The organism is Flavobacterium cerinum (genome assembly GCF_004028155.1).
Classification (GTDB): domain Bacteria; phylum Bacteroidota; class Bacteroidia; order Flavobacteriales; family Flavobacteriaceae; genus Flavobacterium; species Flavobacterium cerinum.
On sequence record NZ_SBII01000013.1, the window covers coordinates 47,684 to 66,252 of the forward strand.

Below are 18,569 nucleotides of genomic sequence, written 5' to 3' on the forward strand. Positions count from 1 at the left end.
AGCTATTTAAAAGTTCAGTGTGCGCAGTGCTGCAATTTTCGCAGCTCTTATTTTTCGTCTAAAATATACCATATCAGGGTTGCCAAAGTATTTGGTAATAGTAAGCCTTGCCATAAGATAGCTTAGCGTAGATTCTGCACCCTGGTTTAGGTTTACATTGTGTTCTTCCAGTCCGTCAAAACAGCCTCCGGTACATGGATTGTAAATAATCTGCTGTAAGTGGTTGTTGCCTAAAAACCAGGTAAAGGCAGTTTCCATTTTATTAAGATAGTCTTCTTCTTTAAAAATATCATGGAATTTACGCAGTGCCAGTATAGTATAAGCTACATCAATAGGCTGTTCGCCATAACGTTCTTTTTTATAGCCTCTGGTCATCCAGCTTTTGTTAGATATTACATTGATCATTTTATCGTCAAATATCTGCGATAAAAGAAAATCAAAAGCATTCTTTGCAACCTCTTTATATACTTCGTTTCCGGTAATGGCATAACATAATAGTAATGCTTCGGGCAGTACGCTGTTGGCATACGTCAGGTAGCTCTCAAACCATTTCCATTCGTCATCAGCCTCATGGCGGTACATTTGTACCAGCCTGTCGGCAAATAGTTTTATATAAATAAGCGTATCAGGATCTGTAACTCTGCGGTTATAATAGTATAGACCTTTAATTACAAAAGCCATAGCTCTTGTAGAGTAAATATTTTTGGTAAGTGATAATGACTTTTGGAATAATGTTCCTGCTTTTTGTGTTATCTCCTTAGGTAGTATAGAACCTAAAGAAACAATATAACCCAATGCCCACATGGCACGACCGGAGCTGTCTTCCAGGTTTTCGGTTTTATTCTGGTCGGTAAATTTAGTATTGAAATCCACATAATTCAGGAACAGGCCGCTATCGAGCTGGCAGTATTCAATGAAGTTGAGGTAAATGTTTATGTATTTTAATACAGACGGATCGTTGTATCGTTTATAGTGCTGGCCCATAGCAATAAGTGCGCGGGCATTATCGTCGAGTGTATACCCTGAATTGAGATCGGGTCTGTTAAGCTTACAGAATTGAAGCATACCAAAATCAGTCGTCATGTTTTTAACGTGGTTTAGGTTTACTTCCGGATTCCTGTATTGCAGCCTGATATCGTCTGCTGCGGTTTCAGCTAATAGCTTAGCATGATTTACCGCCGAGTTTTCCCAGGTTGTGTGTATTATTTTATGAAGCCCGTTCATGACCATGCTGTTTCTCAATGCTACATCATATAATAAGGTATTGATAGCTGCTGCTAATTGCTCCGAATTCCCAAAATCGAATGTCATACCGGTATCGCCTGCTAAAACTTCTTTTGCGTGAGGAATAGGAGTAGAGATAATAGGACATCCACAGCTAAGTGCGTAAGAGAAAGTGCCGCTTACTGCCTGATTTGGGTCTTTAGACGTGAACAGGTAAATATCGGTTAGCTGAAGGTATTCCAGTAATTCCGGTAAGTCTACATATTTATTAATGAACTGGACATTGTTTTCAAGACCAAGCTCTTTTATCTTAGCTGTTAAAAAATCGCGATATTTTTCTCCTTCTCTTAAAACTACCGTTGGGTGGGTTTTACCTATAATAAGGAATAATGTTGTAGGCGATTTATCTATTACAGCAGGAAGTGCGTCCAGTGTAGTTTCGATGCTTTTACCCGAACTTAGTAATCCAAAAGTTGAAAAAATAGTACGGCCCTCAAAACCATATTTGCGTTTCAGCTCATCTTTATCTGTATGTGCTACCAGGTGGGTGCCATGTGGTATGATGGCAATTTTATTGCGGTCTACGGTATAATCGCGGACCAAAATATCTGCAGCATTGTTAGTCATTACAATAAGAGAATCGGCTCTGTTAAGGATGTGCTGAACATTTGCCTTTAAAATATCGTCCGGACCGGGAAGTACGGTATGGAATACTACAGCAAGCGGTTTATATATTGCATCTATAAAAGAGTTAAAATGCTCTACACTTTCATTGAACAATCCAAACTCGTGCTGAATGAGTACGATTTTAATATTTTCATCTTCGTTAATAGTTTGCGTCAGCTCGGTATACGATTCAGTACTTGATGTATCCAGTTTGTATTTTACATCAGTATCTGTATAGGTGTGTTTTTCGTCTTTGTTTTCAAGCGCACATATTTTAATAGAAAAAGAATCTACATAATGTTTATCAAGCGCTTTAATAAGATCCTGAGAATAGGTAGCTATACCGCAATGCCTGGGCGGATAAGTAGTAATCACTAATATTTCCGGCATTATTCCATGATTTGACTCATGAGGAGTTGTAGCTAACTGTTCTATTAGGCTGCTATAAGAGCGGGTTTTTTTATCGGCAGATTTTCTTGTTCTCATGGCGCTATGTTATTTAGTAGTTTTTGTTTTCTCTATCTCTTGAATGAAGTTAAGACAGGTTGGATGCATTTAAAAAACCGGCTGCTAAATTACAGAACCGGTTTTTTTATCATTGATTCAAACGGTCTGGGACTGTTTGTATAGGGATAATATAATCTTATCAGTAAAGACTACGAATTTACTCTGTTATTAACCCATTCGTTAGCTCTGTCTTTTACAGCATTGAAAGCTTCTTTAGTATCAGATGCTGTGTTCTTAGCTTCTTTTTGTGCTTTGTTCTGTAATTCTTTTAGTTTATCTCTAAAGTCTTTTTTTACTTCTTCAATGTCAATATCATGACATTTATTAGATCTTCTTCTTGAAATTAGTAATGCTGCTCCTGCCAGGACTGCTGCTCCCGCAGCAATTCCAATTATTAAATTTTTGTTTTTCATTTTTATAGGTATTAATGTTTGTTTATGATTCTTGTCTAAATTATATAATACTCATTCAAAGGACAATATGCTTGTGAAATTTTTAACTCAATTAACAAATCTTTAGGTATTTTGTATTTTTGTTAACTGATGTAGGATTTTTTTTGTCAAATCTGTAATTCTATACTGAAAATGTACCTTGAAATTAGTGAGTGATTTAATTTTTAAGCTAAATAGGGGTGTTGATGTGTTTTTAGTGATTATTTTTCAGTATACCCCTAAAAAAAACAGGGGTGAATATTTTTTGAAACATTTTTTTGTACATTTGCATCAGATTTAATCCATCATTAATATTAAAAATTAAGTTTCATGTCAACATTTCGTTTTCACGCCCTACAACAAACGGCAAACAGAAAGCCGGTTAAAGTAGAAGAACTAGACAGAAAGTCAGCCATTTTTGGAAGTAATGTATTTAATGACAAAGCAATGCGTCAGTTTTTAACATCAGAGGCTTACTCTGCTGTAAAAAATGCTGAGCAGCATGGGACTAAAATCGACCGCAGACTGGCAGACTATATCGCACTGGGTATGAAAGAGTGGGCTCTTACTAAAGGAGTAACACATTATACACACTGGTTTCAGCCATTAACAGGAACAACTGCAGAGAAGCATGATGCTTTCTTTGAAACATCGTATGATGGAAGTGATCCTGTTGAGAAATTTGGAGGAAGTCAATTAGTACAGCAGGAGCCGGATGCTTCAAGTTTTCCAAACGGAGGTATCAGGAACACATTCGAAGCAAGAGGATATACTGCATGGGATCCTACATCACCTGCATTTATTTACGGAACTACACTATGCATCCCTACGGTATTTGTATCGTATACAGGTGAGGCATTAGATTATAAAACACCACTATTAAGAGCATTACATGCTATAGACGAAGCAGCTACAGATGTTTGCCGTTATTTTGATAAAAACGTTAAGAAAGTTACTGCTACTTTAGGATGGGAACAGGAATATTTCCTTGTAGATTCTGCTTTGGCAAACTCAAGACCTGATATCATGTTAACAGGACGTACTTTATTAGGACATACATCTGCTAAAGGACAACAGTTAGAAGACCATTATTTTGGTTCTATCCCAACACGTGTTCTTAACTACATGAGGGATCTTGAAAACGAATGCATGCTTTTAGGTATACCGGTTAAGACACGTCACAACGAGGTAGCTCCAAATCAATTTGAGCTTGCTCCAATATTTGAAGAGACAAACCTTGCTGTAGACCATAACTCCCTGTTAATGGATGTTATGCAAAAAGTAGCTGAGCGTCATGACTTCAAAGTACTTTTCCACGAAAAACCGTTTAAAGGTGTAAATGGATCTGGTAAGCACAACAACTGGTCATTAGCTACAGATACAGGAATAAACCTTTTAGGTCCTGGTAAAACCCCAATGAGCAACTTACAGTTCCTTACGTTCTTTATAAACACTATTAAAGCGGTTTATACTAACGAAGAGCTAATGAGGGCATCTATTGCTACAGCAACAAACGATCACAGGCTTGGGGCTAACGAAGCACCACCAGCAATTATATCTGTATTCATTGGGCAGCAGCTTACAAAAGTATTGGCTGAGCTTGAAGGAGTATCTTCAGGAAAACTTTCTCCTGAAGAAAAAACAGACCTTAAGCTTAATGTAGTTGGTAAAATTCCGGATGTATTATTGGATAATACAGATAGAAACAGAACTTCGCCATTTGCTTTTACAGGAAATAAATTTGAGTTCAGAGCAGTAGGATCAAGTGCAAACTGTGCTAACGCAATGACTATTGTAAATACTATCGTTGCTAAACAGCTTAAAGATTTCAAAAAAGAGGTAGATACTCTTATTGAAACGAAAGACATGAAAAAAGATGACGCTATCTTTAATGTATTAAGAGAGTACATCAAAGAAACAAAAGCGATTCTTTTTGAAGGCGACGGTTACAGCGATGCATGGGAGCAAGAAGCAGCTAAACGCGGATTAAGTAACTTTAAAACTACTCCATCTGCGCTTAAAGCAAAAGTATCGGCTCAAACATTAGCTTTATTCCAGGAAATGAATGTAATGAACCATGTTGAGGCAGAGGCTCGTTATGAAATTGAACTGGAAGAGTACACTAAAAAAATCCAGATAGAAGGAAGGGTACTTGGAGATATTGCAAGAAACCACGTGATCCCAACAGCTATCCGTTACCAAAATATTCTTATCGAGAATGTAAAAGGTCTTAAAGAGATCTTCGATACAGAGTTTGAGGTAATAGGTAAGGAGCAGATTATACTTATCAAAGAAATTTCCGGTCACATTGCGGCGATCAATTCTCAGGTAGAAGAAATGACCGAAGCACGTAAGGCAGCAAATGCACTTACATCTGCAGAAGAAATGGCTCATGCTTACTGCGATAACGTTAAACCATTTTTTGATACAATAAGAGTTCATTGCGATAAACTGGAACTTCTTGTAGATAACGAAATCTGGACGCTTACTAAATACAGAGAATTATTATTTACTAAATAATATATTTGTTCATAGAAATTATTTGTACTAAGCCCTCACGCTACAGCGTGGGGGCTTTTTTATTTATAGCTGCTCGGTGTTATTTTAACTAAAAATGTAATAAATTAACATTTCAATCGTTAATACTAAAAACCTTACATATGAAGCAATACCTACTTATTTCCTTCATTTTTATTTTTAGCAGTATCAACGCGCAACAGCAGTATACAGTGTATTTTGATTTTGATATCGATGAGACTAATTCGCCATCAACAAATAAATTATCACAATGGATCGCTGAGAACCACAATGTCGAAATACTTAAAATTGAAGGCTATGCGGACAGCATCGGTAATGCTTTATACAATGTGGATCTTTCTGAGCGCCGTGCGGAATATGTATTGGAAGAGCTAAAAGAAAATAACTATATTATTGCTAAAGGAGTTGAAATAAAGGCTTTTGGTGAAGACAAAGCATTTTCTAAAAACAGGGCACAGGATCGTAAAGCAATTATATACTATGTAAAGCCATCACCCCCGATTATTCCTGAAACCGATTTTAGTAAGGCGGTTAACACAGCAAAAAAAGGGGATAAGCTAAAATTACCGAATATGAATTTCTACAATAATTCTGACATTATGTTGCCGGAGTCTGCTCCGATATTAAACGACCTGTTAGCTATACTACAGAAAAATAAAAAACTTAAAATAGACATACAGGGACACATTTGCTGTCAGATAAAAGAGGAGAACGAGATATCGCTGCGCCGTGCAAGAGCAGTCTATAATTTCCTCATAAAAAAAGGTATTGATGCTGTAAGGCTTTCTTATAAAAGCTTTGGCAGCACAAAACCGCTTCATCCACTTCCGGAGAAAAATGAAACCGAAAAAGTAGCTAACCGCAGGGTAGAGATAGAAATACTGGAAAATTAAGGTCGTTTGAATAAGCATTTACCCATGAAAAAAAAGTTACTGGTGTTTTTCTTGTTTGCAATTCTCCAAAGTTATGGTCAGGAACAGTTTACGGTTTATTTTGATACGGGAATGGATTCGCTCACCAAGCTGTCGGCAGTAGAATTTAAAAGCTGGATCGATTGGCACAAAAGAAATAAGGTCGTTAAAATACACGGATATGCCGATAATGTTGGTAAAACAGGGGTAAACAGCGATTTGTCTGTACGCAGGGCAAATACAGTAGCTCAGATTTTAAAAATGAATGCCATAGCTATTGAAGAAGCAGAAGTAAAAGGATGGGGAGAAACCGAGATCAGTATGGATAAGGACCTGAATCGTAAGGTGGTCATCTATTTTGAAAAAGCGGCAGAGAAGCCCGATAAACGCAAAGAACTTTCCAGACAGGTGTTGTCGGCAAAAAAAGGAAGCAGGATAGTTTTAAAGAACCTTAAATTCTCTATGAATTCGGGTAAGGTGGTTGCGGGATCGTCCAGTGTACTTAAAAACTTGGTGGAGGCGATCCAAAACAATCCAAAATTAAAAATAGACATTCAGGGTCATATTTGCTGCAATACAGATGATACAAAGAAATTAGGGATATTAAGGGCGAAAACAGTTTACAATTATCTCGTAAGTTTAGGGATAGACAAAAGCAGGCTTTCGTATCAAAACTTTGGAAGCACACGACCTATATACCCAATACCGGAGCAAAACGGATTTGAAGCCGAAGCTAACCGCAGGGTCGAAATAGAAATAATAGAAAATTAAGATGAATAGACTACTACTCGTTTTCTTATTAGTCTGTGGTTTTACCGCTACAGCACAGGAGGAGGTTGACACCGAAACAATACCCCTTAATTATAATCTTGCAGAGATTACCATTAATGGAAAAGTAGGCGATAAGATCAGGCTCGAAAACCTTAACTTTATTGGCGGTAGCGATAAACTCCTGCAGGAATCAGAACCTGTACTTGAGGAGTTACTGAAGGTTCTGACAGATAATCCTAAGCTGAAGATCCAGATCCAGGGACACGTATGCTGTTATATAAAAGATCCGTCGGATATCTCGCGTAAACGCGCAAAGGCAATATATAAGTACCTAATTGAAAACGGTATTAAGAAACGCAGACTCTCTTTTAAAAGTTTTGATGGTAAAAAACCGTTGTTTAACATACCGGAAGAAACCGAAGAGGAAAAAGCAGCTAATCGAAGGGTAGAAATCGAGATAATCGAGAAATAATTATGAATAGAATATTTTTGACTTTTATATTGCTGTGCAGTTTTTATGCAATAGCTCAAGAGGATTCGGATGCCGATACAGCACTCTTTAACTATGACTTGGAAGGACTAACCATTGATGGGAAAGTAGGCGATAAGATCACGCTTCAAAATCTTAATTTTGAGAGGGGAGGTCATGAATTGCGGCTTAAATCAGAACCTGTACTTAAGGAGCTCTTAAAGATCATGGAAGATCATCCTGATCTCAAGATCCAAATACAAGGACATATATGTTGTCTTAATGATGATTCGAATGAGGTGTCGAGTGCAAGGGCAGAACTGGTGCATAATTACCTTAGGGATAATTGCATTGATGAAGAACGCATTTCGTATAAAGACTTTGGAGGAACAAAACCTATTTATCCAATGCCCGAGAAAAATAAAAAACAGCGCGAAAAGAATCGCAGAGTAGAAATCGAGATAATTGAAAATTAATTTTTCTGTAATAAATAATTAGTTACTTTCGTTTTATAAAGAAATACATCCCCATGAAAAAGCTGTTTTCGGTACTTATATTTTCCTTATTATTTTCGATGACAATACAGGCGCAGGAACAATTTTCACTGTACTTCGAGACGAATAAATACGATCTTAAAAAATCAGAATCGGCCAGGCTTTCCGAATGGCTTACTAAGAATGCGACCTCAAAAATACTTGCTATAAACGGCTACACCGATGAAGACGGAAGCGTTGGGCTTAACGATACACTGGCACAACATAGGGTGTCTCATGTATTCAGTCTGATAAAAAACAAAGTAAAAATAAGATCTGATTTTAAGACCCGAAGCTTTGGGAAGCTTCACAAGCAGTCGCCTGTAAAGGCAGAGAACCGTAAGGTGGTTATTTACTATCTGGAGGAAAAAGACCTGGCTAAAGAAAATGAGATACTGGGTATTAAAGAAGAACCGAAACCTGTTGTTAAACCAGCCGGACCTATTGTTTACCCAAGTAAAGTAATGGTCCGTAAACCTGATGGAAAAGAAGAAGAGATTGTATTGAATGTGGAATTCATGAAAAAAGTGGGTGAGGCAAAAGCGGGAGAGAAATTAAGGATAGATAACCTGAACTTTTACGAGAACAGCTATGTCTTCATGCCTGATTCAAGACCTAAGCTATACGAACTTTTAGAAACCATGAAACTGCACCCGAGACTGAAGATAAAGCTTCATGGACACGTATGTTGTATGAAAGCCGATCGTAAAAACCTGTCTACCGAAAGGGCAAAAGCCATTATGATGTTCCTTAACGGACAGGGCATCGAGAAAACCCGCCTGTCGTTTGAAGGTTTTGGCGTGAGCCAGCCTATGTACCCTATTCCCGAAAAAACTCCCGAAGAACGCGAAGCTAACCGCAGGGTAGAGGTATTGGTGGTAGAGAACTAATAGGTTTCGCTGAATTTTGTTTTCTGCTTTTTCATATTATTCTCCCAACCATACGGGAAAATCCCATGATCATTTGTCATGATCTTTTTCATCTCCGCTTTAACACGGTTCTGGATGGCTAAGGGCAGTGCATAGAATTTAGCATCTACCTGAGTATTACGCTCATTATCTAATACGCCATTTTGATGTCTTATAGCAATTTTCTCGCCTTTATAGAAGACCAGTATCTTTATACGCCCGTCATCATAACCGTTATAGCCGTTAGTTCCATATACAAGGATAGGATCAGTAATTCCATCTTTGTCGATATCCTCAAAAGAGCAGTACTTTGTCCAAAACCAGATAGATTCTTCCATTTCATCTGTTCCATTGATCACTGAGGTAAAGTCGTTCACTTCCCATTGCTTTTCCAACGCAGCAGTTTCCTGTTTTACATTCACCGCCTTTATTTTATAGTGCAGCGTGTCCTTCTCTTTTGTACCGTCAAACTTTTCAGAAAGTGCTACATAAAACTTCCCGCTCTTATCGGTATAACTGTACACCCTGAAAACAGGATATTCGATACCGAGCTGTGCTTTAACTTCTGAAGTAAAAATCTTAGTAGCTTCCGATTTAGGAAGTTTAATGCCTTGGCTGAACATATAGCTAACGCTAAGAAGAAGGGATATGGAAAGTAGTTTTTTCAAGGGTATGATTTTAAGTGCATCTGGGCTTTCTTCATTATTAGAAGGAAACTTGTTAGTAAAACTAACAAAATCTAATTTAACAGCCAATTTACTCTGGTAAAATTGCTATACCGTTACATTGTATAATTGCTACATTAAAACTATCTTTGCGATTCAAATTACAAACCCATATTTATGAGTTCTGATACCAGTAAACGTTACAGCCAAAGAGGTGTTTCTGCATCTAAGGAAGACGTACACAACGCCATAAAAAACATTGATAAAGGCTTATTTCCTAAAGCATTCTGTAAGATCGTCCCTGACCATCTTACGCAGGATGAGGATTACTGCCTTATAATGCATGCCGATGGTGCAGGCACAAAATCGTCTTTAGCGTATATGTACTGGAAAGAAACCGGAGATATTTCGGTTTGGAAAGGCATAGCTCAGGATGCGCTTATCATGAATATTGACGACCTGCTTTGTGTAGGTGCTGCAGATAATATCATGTTGTCATCAACTATCGGGCGTAACAAAAATGTTATTCCGGGCGAAGTGCTTTCGGCGATCATCAACGGTACCGAAGAACTTATTGAAGAACTAAAAACATTCGGTGTAACCATCCATTCAACAGGTGGTGAAACTGCTGATGTGGGTGATTTGGTACGTACTATTATTGTAGACTCTACGGTAACGGCGCGTATGAAACGCAGTGATGTCGTAGATAATGCCAACATTAAACCGGGCGATGTGATCGTAGGTCTTGCTTCTTTCGGACAGGCGTCTTACGAGAAAGGTTACAACGGCGGTATGGGAAGTAACGGATTAACATCTGCACGCCATGATGTTTTCGATAACTATCTTGCTCAAAAATATCCTGAAAGCTTTGATGCTTCTGTACCATCAGAACTGGTATACTCAGGAAAAACAAAACTAACGGATGCTGTAGAAGGCAGCCCTATTGATGCAGGTAAGCTGGTACTTTCGCCAACGCGTACGTATGCACCTATCATCAAAAAAATATTAGAGAAATACTCTCCAAAAGATATTCACGGAATGGTACATTGCAGTGGTGGTGCTCAAACCAAGATCCTGCACTTTGTAGATAACGTTCACGTGATAAAAGACAATTTGTTCCCTGTTCCTCCACTATTCAAGTTGATCCAGGAGAACTCGGGTACCGACTGGAAAGAGATGTACCAGGTGTTTAACTGCGGACACAGAATGGAAGTATATGTTCCTGAAAACATTGCACAGGATATCATTGCGATCTCTAAATCATTCAATGTAGATGCTCAGGTGGTAGGAAGGGTAGAAGCTTCTGAAACTAAAAAGCTGACAATAGAAAGCGAATACGGTACTTTTACCTATTAATATAGAAATCCGCCAATTGGCGGATTTTTTTATGCTCTTGTGTTTAGATGCGCTTTGACAAGCTCAGCTTGACAGTGATTGTCATTTCGATCGCAGCGCAGTGGAGAAATCTCAGGAACTTGCTATATCCTCTTAAACAATTTGTAACTTTAACTCATGACACAAACGAAGAAAACCTTTCTGGACGCACAGTGGCGAAAGCTTGTAATGATCAATTATGCTATCGATCCTGAAGTACTAAAACCTTATCTCCCATTCGAAACAGAACTGGATCAGTGGAACGGCACCTGTTACGTCAGCCTCATAGGTTTTATGTTTGTAGATACCCGTATGTTAAAGATCAGAATTCCTTTCCATGTGAACTTTGAAGAGATTAATCTGCGTTTTTATGTTAAGTACAAAGACAACGAAGAATATAAAAGAGGTGTTGTGTTTATTAAGGAAATTGTTCCGCGCCCGGCGCTTACGTTTGTGGCCAATGTACTTTATAACGAAAACTACGAAACTTTAAAAACAAAGCATTCGTGGGTTGAGGCAGATGATACCCTTACGGTAGAATATGGCTGGAAGAAAAAAGGGGAGTGGCATACCATTAAAACAATATCCGATAAAACAGCTGTAGATATTAAACCTGATAGTGAAGAAGAATTTATTACCGAACATTTTTGGGGTTATGCTAAAATTTCAGATACCATAACTTCAGAATATGAAGTAGCACACCCAAGATGGCAGATCTACCCTATAAGAGATTATGAAGTAAAAGTAGATTTTGAAAAGACCTACGGACCAAATTTTTCCTTTTTACAGGATCAAAAACCGATATCGGTTTATTTGGCAGAAGGGTCGGAGATAGTAGTTAAAAAGGGTCGGAAGATCAAAATGAAAAAATAATATTTAATATAGCAAAGGCTGCCAATTGGCAGCCTTTTGCATTAATAGTAGGGAAACAATATAAATCTAATTACTAACTACTAGCTTATGAGTTTCGGTAGCACGGTCAGAAACGATCTGCATTACATACGTTCCGGAAGCAAAGCCTGCCATCCCTATTTCCATGCTCATAGTATCTGCTTTTATTTCTTTAACCAGCTTACCTGTACCAATTTCATAGATGGTTATCGCAGCACCTGTTTCATATCCCGGAGCCAGGTCTAACCTGAATAATCCGTTTAATGAAGGATTAGGGTACACCATACTTTTTTGTGAAGCAGCAAATGTATCTACACCAGCTGTAGCGCAATCCTGTTGTGCTTCATATGCTCCTATATCACGTCTTCCATTAAATACAGCCAAACCGTTCTGGTCTGTAGAATTATCAGCCGGATCACCCATATCGGCAGCCGGGCTAGGGCAGTTTAAAGTATGTACGGGAGTTCCGTCTTCCATGTCTGTTAGTGTCGAAAGCCCTATCACAATAGGTACTGCAATACTTCCTGTTATATCATCTTCTGTTTCCGTAAATACATTTCCGTCTACAGCTGCAACAAGATTAAAACCGTTTGAGGTAATTGTACCATCATTGCCAAAAAGATTCGCTCCTGAGATCATAGCGGTATTTGTAGTTACGATAGTATTTTTTAAACTGATGGTGTTTGCACCTTCATTAGCTATACCGCCGCCACTTATAATTGCATTGTTAAGCGCAATAGTATTAGCGTTTATAGTAAGTGCCCCATTATTGAAAATACCGCCGCCATTGGTAAGCGATGTATTTCCTGAAATGGTATTTTTAAGTAGTGTAGCAGTTCCGCCTTTTAAGTGAAGTCCTCCGCCGCGACCTAATAAACCTTCGGTGCTATTTAATGATAGTGTAGAAGCAGTTACATTTAATATACCGCCATTGTTGAATATTCCGCCACCGCCATCATTAGCAGTTAAGCCAATAGCACTATTCGCAGTAATATAAGTGCCGGAAACATTCATTGTACCAGTACCGTTCCAAAGTCCACCGCCCTGTACTGCAATGTTAGAATCAACCAGACTATTGGTAAGTGTTACATTGCCCATTCCTGTCATGTGGATAGCACCACCGTTACCAGGGGCTGTACCTGCATTATTCGCTGTGAATATAGTATTGTCTATAGTTACAAAACCCGCAGCACCACCATTGTCTTCTATAGCACCACCGGCGCGTTTAGAAATGTTGGCTGTGAATTCGGTATCTTCAATAGTTACTTTACCACCTACATCATTAAGAATTCCGCCACCGCTTCCGGCAGCACCTTCTGCAATATTTCCTGATATTTCTGTGTCTCCGCTAATGTTCAGCGTGCCGCTAAGATTATAGATTCCTCCGCCTCCTTGGTCGGCACCTGCACCACTTGCTGTATTATTTGAAATTACAGTTCCGCTTATAGTCATAGTTCCTGAACCATTCCATAAACCACCGCCTTCGGCACCTGCATTATTGTTGCTTACCATACCGCCATTTACAGTCACAGTACCGGCACCGGTTACGTGAAGTCCTCCGCCATTACCGGGAGAAGTATTGGTAACATTCAGGTTAAGACTTACATCGGTAAGCGATACAAGTCCTGCAGCGCCTCCATTGTCTTCTATACCACCACCTGCACGGTTAGATATATTACCTGTTATTTCGGCACCTACAATTGTAAGTTTGCCGCCTACATCATTTAAAATACCGCCACCGCTTCCTGCTGCACCATTAGCGGTATTGTTACTAATTACCGTTTCGGCATTAATGTTCAGCATACCGCTAAGGTTATAAATACCCCCACCGCCTTGGTCGGCACCCGGACCGCTTGCCATATTTTCAGATATAAGTGTACCTTCAATAGTCATGGTTCCTGATCCGTTCCATAAACCGCCACCTTCAGCAACAGCTGTATTGTTTTTCACGGTACCATCTGTAATTATAGTAGTACCAGCACCGGTAATATGAAGTCCGCCGCCATTTCCGGGAGCAGATCCTGTCATGTTATTGTCCAGCGTAACACCGTTTAAGGTAATTGTTGTTCCTGCACCAGAGTTTCCTTCAATACCGCCACCAGCTCTGTTAGCCAGGTTTCCGGTAATAGTACCACCGTTTACAGTAATATTGCCGCCCATACCTGCCATGATGCCGCCACCGCTTCCTGAAGCGCCAATGGCATCATTATCGATAACGCTCGATGTATTAATAGTAAGTGAACCGTTGGAAATAAAAATACCGCCGCCGCCCTGGCCTGTAATAGCTCCGTTTGCAGTGTTGTTTGAAATGATACTGTTATTGATGAGCAGGGTAGTACCGGATGCAGAAATGGCTCCGCCATTATCAATTGCAAAGCCATTTGTAAGTGTCAGGTTGTTTATTGTAACATTTCCGGCAGTAAGAAGCAGTATTCTCGATGTGCCGCCTCCGCTTATCATAGTATTCGTGCTGCCATTACCCATAATGGTAATGTTTTTACTAATAGCTACTTCGCCGGTTAGTGTAATCATGTTTCCGTTAAGGGAAGCATTAAACAGGATTGTTCCGCCTGCGGCAATATCCAGTACCGCCTGCCTGAAGGAACCTGCGCCGCTGTTGTTTGTGTTTGTTACCGTAATAGTTTGGGCATTGGCGCTAAAGCCAATAAGCAAACACAATACAGTAATCATCTTTAAGTAAGTAATTGTTTTTTTCATAAGTAAATAATTGATGTTAATTGTAACAGGTACTTACGGTAGTATTGTTTTAATAGTTTTATAATTAGTTAGTTAAATAAAACTTAAATAAAAAATGACTTTTGGCTAATGACTGATGTCAAAGGAATAACAGAAAAAAAGCGTACTTTTGTTTCAACAAAAATTATATTATTTTTTATGAAAATAAACTTAAAAACAGGAATCGGAGAACTCGTTTTCGGGATGAAAGAAAAAGATGTCAGAGCTATTTATGGCGAACCTGACAGAAATTTTAAAGACGAAGATGATAATACGATTTATCTGTATAACGATAAAAAAATGCGTCTTACTTTTTACCAGGAAGAAGATTTTAAATTAGGATATATACTTTCTACAAGTCCTTCTTTAGAGATGTTTTCAACCAAAATTATTGGCGCAAAATGGTCTGTGGCAGAACCTATTCTAAAACAAAATGGTCTGAAAGATTTCGATATAGAATCATTTGATTCTATTGATAACCACTTTAATGAAGCCAACTGGATTATATTCCAGGTAGAGTTTAATGAGGTTATTAAAGTAGAACTTGGTGCCACAATTAACAATAAAGACGAATTCGACTGGAAGTTTAAAGCATAATCTTTCTCTTAAAGAATTAAGGTTAGTCATGCTGAGACTGTCGTAGCATAAACGCATAAAAAAAGGGATTCCAAAACTGGAATCCCTTTTTTATATTATAAGTGTGGATTATTATTTACCAGCCGGCATAGTTTCCATCATTTCCAGTTCGAAAATAAGGTCAGCATTTCCAGGTATCGAAGCACGTGGATAACCTTTTTCGCCATAACCTAAGTGGGAAGGTATAAATACAACAATTTTATCACCAAACGATAATAGATCAATAGCTTCAATAAAACCAGGTATCATTCCAGTTTTTGTTCCAGCAGTGAAAGGAATTGGTTTGTAAGCCTTAGCAGCATCTTTTTGTGGGATATAGTTTCCGAATGCTTTAGCAACAGCTGCGTCACTTGAGTCAAATAAAAGAGCAGAACCATTATCTAAGAAACCAGAGTATTCAAGGAATACCTGAGCTCCATTAGCAGGTTTTTTACCTGTACCTTTTTTAACAACAAAGTATTTTAATCCAGAAGCTGTTTTTGTAGCCTTAGATTTTAAATCACCAAAGTAAGCAACTTTATCTGCTTTTGTTTTTGCAAGAGCTTCGGCTTGTTTTGCAGCTTTTTCATAGTATTCTTTAAATACTTTTTGAGCATTAAAGTTTTTAGCGTCTTTACCTATGCGAACGATTTTGATCGTTTTGATCTGGTCGTTTTGCTCAATAGCATTTACAACGTCTAAACCTTCAACAGTGTGCCCAAAAACTGTATGTAAACCATCAAGGTGAGGAGTTGGTCCATGTGTTATAAAGAACTGGCTTCCGTTAGTTCCTTTACCTGCATTAGCCATAGAAAGGATACCTGCTTTGTCATGTTTAAGATCTGTGATCTCATCGGCAAATTTGTATCCGGGTCCGCCAGAACCATCACCTTTAGGGTCTCCACCCTGAATCATGAAATCTTTAATTACACGGTGCCATATTAAACCGTTATAAAAAGGCTTGCCTTTATACTCAGGGCTCACCATTTCGTTTTTGCCTTCGGCAAGAGATACAAAGTTAGCCACTGTTAGCGGTGTTTTTTTGTACTCCAGTTCCAGTACGATTTTACCTTTGTTGGTTTCGATTTCGGCATACAATCCATCACCTAGTTTTACTTTTTCTGGTGGGGTTGTTGTTGTGTTGTTGTTACACGAAAAAAATAAAGCCACGAGGCTTAAGAAAAGACTTGTCATTGGTTTCATTTATGGTTAAATTAATTCTCTTTTACTTGGCTTTCAGGTTTAATGTCGTTTAGGGTAACGGTGCATATAAGCGGCTGATTTGTGCCAATTTTTTTATTGTCTCCATGATAGCCAAAAGCCATATGCGATGGGAAAAGGAACGTTACCTTTTCGCCTTCATTCATTAGTTTTATGCCATCACGAAGTCCCATCATAATATTTTGTTTATCTACATAATATACCTGCGGTTTAAGCTCTGCTTCGCTGTATATTACATTACCCTTAATATCTTTTACTTCATAGTTAAAGTAAGCAACATCACCACGTTTAGGTCGTATGCTATCGGTACTGTTCTCTATTTCATAGTGATACCAGTATCCTTTATCTGAAGCGATGTATTTTATCTCAGGATTGCTTTTTATAATAGAATCAATCAGCGATTCTTCGCTGGCTACAAGTTTTTTATTCCTCTTAATAGATTCTTTCATAAACGTACCCGAAGTATGGGAAATAGGTTTTCTTGCCTGCTGTTGTGAGCAGCCTGCTAAAAGAACTCCTGTAAGGAATAACTGTAGTAAAAAGATCTTCTTCATTGTATCAGTCAATTTTCGTGTGTGCTAAAGTAGCAATAAATTTTTGGATAGTAGCCTCTAATGATTCGGTAGATTTTCCACCTGCAGCATTTATATGACCTCCACCGCTAAAGTGCTCTCTGGCATACTGGTTAACATCAAAATCGCCCTTAGATCTAAACGATATTTTAATAATTCCTTCATCTTTATTTTCTGTAAACATAGCAGTAAACTCGATGTCTTTCATGCACAGTCCATAATTTACAATACCCTCTGTATCTCCTTTTGTGTGTCCAAAACTGTTAAGCTCTTCCTGGCTAAGGGTAGTGTACGAGGTTTTGTATGCCGGTAATACTTTCATGTTCTGCAAAGCCCTCGCCAAAATTAGAACACGGTTGTGCGAATGGTTGTCAAACAAAAGGCTGTGTATTGCAGTATTGTCAATTCCTTTATCGATAAACTCGGCAACAACCCTGTGGGTAGTACCTGTTGTTGAAGGATAACGGAAAGATCCGGAATCTGTAACAATACCTGTATAAAGGCATGATGCAATTGTTTTATCGATGATGTCTCCATCACCGAGGCCCTTAATAAAATGATAGATCATTTCACAGGTAGAACCATAGCTGGTATCTGAAAAAGCATACACAGCATAATCACCCGGTTTTTGGTGGTGATCGATCATTATAAACGGAGCCTGTAATTTTTTAAGAGCAGCTTCCATCTGATCGCCGGTACGGCTAAGCATGTTAAAATCGAGCGTAAAAATAAGTTCCGCCTCGCTTAATATTTTATTAGAGGTTTCTGTGTCTTTTTCAAAAACCTTTACAGTATTAGAAGAAGGCAGCCACGCTAAAAAGTCGGGAAACTCATTAGGTGTTATAACGGTAGGCTCATGACCTTTAAGTTTTAGGTAATGGTACAATCCCAGTGTAGATCCCATGGCATCGCCATCCGGATTGCGGTGAGGTATTATGGCAATTTTTTTTGGTGAAGCCAGTAATTGCTTTACTCCTTCAATATCTTGAGGTTTCATCATTTTGCGAATTTACATCTTTTTCTGTTATCACCAATGGCATAAAAAGAGCCTGTGTGTAAAACAAACTTCATTGATTAGTAGTGTTTTATCTTGTTTTATTTCTGTTCATAATCATAGTTTACCATCCAGTTGATGCCAAACTTATCTGTAAACATACCAAAAAATGCCCCCCAAAAGGTTTTGTCGAGTGGCATGGTTATTTTTCCGCCGGCAGAAAGGCCTTCAAAAAGCTTACGGGCTTCGTCTTCACTTTCTGTATTTATCGATATAGCGATGTTGTTACCCATGGTTGTTGTTTGCCCAAAAGCATAGGATGAATCACTACCCATCAATATTGTTTCCTTACTTATTGGCAGTGACACATGCATGATAAGTTCTTTTGCAGCTTCGGGTACATCTCCCTGCATGTCTTTAAAGCGGCCTATGTATGGAAATTCACCCCCAAAAACCGATTTGTAAAAATTGAAAGCTGCTTCACAGGTTCCATTAAATGTTAAATAAGGATTTACTTGTGCCATTGTTTTGTTACGTATTTGG

At 38.4% G+C, this 18,569-nt stretch carries 17 protein-coding genes; 9 read left to right on the forward strand and 8 right to left on the reverse strand.

The genetic code is table 11. The annotated features are described in order from the left end of the window. Nucleotides 1-6: 6 nt before the first annotated feature. Entirely contained in the window at nucleotides 7-2,376 is a 2,370-nt protein-coding gene (locus tag EPI11_RS16150) for a glycosyltransferase (protein WP_128391022.1), read from the reverse strand. Nucleotides 2,377-2,546: 170 nt separating this feature from the next. Then, a complete protein-coding gene (locus tag EPI11_RS16155; protein ID WP_128391023.1) occupies nucleotides 2,547-2,810 on the reverse strand; it encodes a hypothetical protein in 264 nt (87 codons plus the stop codon). Nucleotides 2,811-3,158: 348 nt separating this feature from the next. On the opposite strand from EPI11_RS16155, the gene EPI11_RS16160 reads away from it, so the two are divergent. From EPI11_RS16160 to EPI11_RS16185, 6 genes are all read left to right on the forward strand, one after another. Then, nucleotides 3,159-5,348 (forward strand): glutamine synthetase III family protein, encoded by a 2,190-nt coding sequence (locus EPI11_RS16160; protein WP_128391024.1) that lies wholly within the window; start codon nucleotides 3,159-3,161, stop codon nucleotides 5,346-5,348. 140 nt (nucleotides 5,349-5,488) lie between these two features. Beyond that, nucleotides 5,489-6,259, forward strand: coding sequence for an OmpA family protein (locus tag EPI11_RS16165; RefSeq protein ID WP_128391025.1), 771 nt, complete (start codon nucleotides 5,489-5,491; stop codon nucleotides 6,257-6,259). 24 nt (nucleotides 6,260-6,283) lie between these two features. After that, the gene (locus tag EPI11_RS16170) at nucleotides 6,284-7,048 is read left to right on the forward strand and encodes an OmpA family protein (protein WP_128391026.1); all 765 of its coding nucleotides are present in this window, start codon (nucleotides 6,284-6,286) and stop codon (nucleotides 7,046-7,048) included. Between the two features lies 1 nt (nucleotide 7,049). Then, nucleotides 7,050-7,520: an OmpA family protein gene (locus tag EPI11_RS16175; protein WP_128391027.1), complete on the forward strand. Its 471-nt coding sequence runs from the start codon at nucleotides 7,050-7,052 to the stop codon at nucleotides 7,518-7,520. Between the two features lie 2 nt (nucleotides 7,521-7,522). Continuing rightward, nucleotides 7,523-7,993, forward strand: a complete 471-nt coding sequence (locus EPI11_RS16180) for an OmpA family protein (RefSeq protein ID WP_128391028.1) — start codon at nucleotides 7,523-7,525, stop codon at nucleotides 7,991-7,993. A gap of 53 nt (nucleotides 7,994-8,046) precedes the next feature. Continuing rightward, nucleotides 8,047-8,940 carry an OmpA family protein gene (locus EPI11_RS16185; protein WP_128391029.1) on the forward strand — a complete coding sequence of 298 codons (894 nt, stop codon included), beginning with the start codon at nucleotides 8,047-8,049 and terminating at the stop codon, nucleotides 8,938-8,940. On the opposite strand, the gene EPI11_RS16190 is transcribed toward EPI11_RS16185, so the two are convergent. Continuing rightward, nucleotides 8,937-9,626, reverse strand: coding sequence for a M949_RS01915 family surface polysaccharide biosynthesis protein (locus EPI11_RS16190; protein ID WP_128391030.1), 690 nt, complete (start codon nucleotides 9,624-9,626; stop codon nucleotides 8,937-8,939). The two genes, EPI11_RS16185 and EPI11_RS16190, sit on opposite strands and share 4 nt — an antisense overlap. A 174-nt stretch (nucleotides 9,627-9,800) precedes the next feature. On the opposite strand from EPI11_RS16190, the gene EPI11_RS16195 reads away from it, so the two are divergent. Next, on the forward strand, nucleotides 9,801-10,979 hold the full coding sequence (locus tag EPI11_RS16195; RefSeq protein WP_128391031.1) for an AIR synthase related protein: 1,179 nt from the start codon (nucleotides 9,801-9,803) through the stop codon (nucleotides 10,977-10,979). A gap of 156 nt (nucleotides 10,980-11,135) precedes the next feature. Further along, the gene (locus tag EPI11_RS16200; protein WP_128391032.1) at nucleotides 11,136-11,870 is read left to right on the forward strand and encodes a YqjF family protein; all 735 of its coding nucleotides are present in this window, start codon (nucleotides 11,136-11,138) and stop codon (nucleotides 11,868-11,870) included. A gap of 66 nt (nucleotides 11,871-11,936) precedes the next feature. Here EPI11_RS16200 and EPI11_RS16205 read toward each other — a convergent pair whose 3' ends face one another. Further along, the gene (locus EPI11_RS16205) at nucleotides 11,937-14,606 is read right to left on the reverse strand and encodes a T9SS type A sorting domain-containing protein (RefSeq protein WP_128391033.1); all 2,670 of its coding nucleotides are present in this window, start codon (nucleotides 14,604-14,606) and stop codon (nucleotides 11,937-11,939) included. Between the two features lie 177 nt (nucleotides 14,607-14,783). Here EPI11_RS16205 and EPI11_RS16210 point away from each other — a divergent pair, with 177 nt between their 5' ends. Further along, nucleotides 14,784-15,221, forward strand: coding sequence for a hypothetical protein (locus EPI11_RS16210; protein WP_128391034.1), 438 nt, complete (start codon nucleotides 14,784-14,786; stop codon nucleotides 15,219-15,221). A 111-nt stretch (nucleotides 15,222-15,332) separates the two neighbouring features. Here EPI11_RS16210 and EPI11_RS16215 read toward each other — a convergent pair whose 3' ends face one another. The 4 genes from EPI11_RS16215 to EPI11_RS16230 all read right to left on the reverse strand — a co-directional run bounded on the left by EPI11_RS16215 (nucleotide 15,333) and on the right by EPI11_RS16230 (nucleotide 18,550). After that, nucleotides 15,333-16,433 (reverse strand): peptidylprolyl isomerase, encoded by a 1,101-nt coding sequence (locus EPI11_RS16215; protein ID WP_128391099.1) that lies wholly within the window; start codon nucleotides 16,431-16,433, stop codon nucleotides 15,333-15,335. Nucleotides 16,434-16,453: 20 nt separating this feature from the next. Beyond that, the gene (gene gldI, locus EPI11_RS16220) at nucleotides 16,454-17,014 is read right to left on the reverse strand and encodes a gliding motility-associated peptidyl-prolyl isomerase GldI (RefSeq protein WP_128391035.1); all 561 of its coding nucleotides are present in this window, start codon (nucleotides 17,012-17,014) and stop codon (nucleotides 16,454-16,456) included. Between the two features lie 4 nt (nucleotides 17,015-17,018). Beyond that, a complete protein-coding gene (locus tag EPI11_RS16225) occupies nucleotides 17,019-18,032 on the reverse strand; it encodes a DHH family phosphoesterase (protein ID WP_164879190.1) in 1,014 nt (337 codons plus the stop codon). Nucleotides 18,033-18,127: 95 nt separating this feature from the next. Then, a complete protein-coding gene (locus EPI11_RS16230) occupies nucleotides 18,128-18,550 on the reverse strand; it encodes a VOC family protein (RefSeq protein WP_128391036.1) in 423 nt (140 codons plus the stop codon). Between the last annotated feature and the right edge of the window lie 19 nt (nucleotides 18,551-18,569).

Coding starts and splice junctions, on each gene's coding strand:
- EPI11_RS16150 (WP_128391022.1), bottom strand. CDS start 2,376: ATGAGAACAAGAAAATCTGCCGATAAAAAAACCCGCTCTTATAGCAGC.
- EPI11_RS16155 (WP_128391023.1), bottom strand. CDS start 2,810: ATGAAAAACAAAAATTTAATAATTGGAATTGCTGCGGGAGCAGCAGTC.
- EPI11_RS16160 (WP_128391024.1), top strand. CDS start 3,159: ATGTCAACATTTCGTTTTCACGCCCTACAACAAACGGCAAACAGAAAG.
- EPI11_RS16165 (WP_128391025.1), top strand. CDS start 5,489: ATGAAGCAATACCTACTTATTTCCTTCATTTTTATTTTTAGCAGTATC.
- EPI11_RS16170 (WP_128391026.1), top strand. CDS start 6,284: ATGAAAAAAAAGTTACTGGTGTTTTTCTTGTTTGCAATTCTCCAAAGT.
- EPI11_RS16175 (WP_128391027.1), top strand. CDS start 7,050: ATGAATAGACTACTACTCGTTTTCTTATTAGTCTGTGGTTTTACCGCT.
- EPI11_RS16180 (WP_128391028.1), top strand. CDS start 7,523: ATGAATAGAATATTTTTGACTTTTATATTGCTGTGCAGTTTTTATGCA.
- EPI11_RS16185 (WP_128391029.1), top strand. CDS start 8,047: ATGAAAAAGCTGTTTTCGGTACTTATATTTTCCTTATTATTTTCGATG.
- EPI11_RS16195 (WP_128391031.1), top strand. CDS start 9,801: ATGAGTTCTGATACCAGTAAACGTTACAGCCAAAGAGGTGTTTCTGCA.
- EPI11_RS16200 (WP_128391032.1), top strand. CDS start 11,136: ATGACACAAACGAAGAAAACCTTTCTGGACGCACAGTGGCGAAAGCTT.
- EPI11_RS16205 (WP_128391033.1), bottom strand. CDS start 14,606: ATGAAAAAAACAATTACTTACTTAAAGATGATTACTGTATTGTGTTTG.
- EPI11_RS16210 (WP_128391034.1), top strand. CDS start 14,784: ATGAAAATAAACTTAAAAACAGGAATCGGAGAACTCGTTTTCGGGATG.
- EPI11_RS16215 (WP_128391099.1), bottom strand. CDS start 16,433: ATGACAAGTCTTTTCTTAAGCCTCGTGGCTTTATTTTTTTCGTGTAAC.
- gldI (WP_128391035.1), bottom strand. CDS start 17,014: ATGAAGAAGATCTTTTTACTACAGTTATTCCTTACAGGAGTTCTTTTA.
- EPI11_RS16225 (WP_164879190.1), bottom strand. CDS start 18,032: ATGATGAAACCTCAAGATATTGAAGGAGTAAAGCAATTACTGGCTTCA.
- EPI11_RS16230 (WP_128391036.1), bottom strand. CDS start 18,550: ATGGCACAAGTAAATCCTTATTTAACATTTAATGGAACCTGTGAAGCA.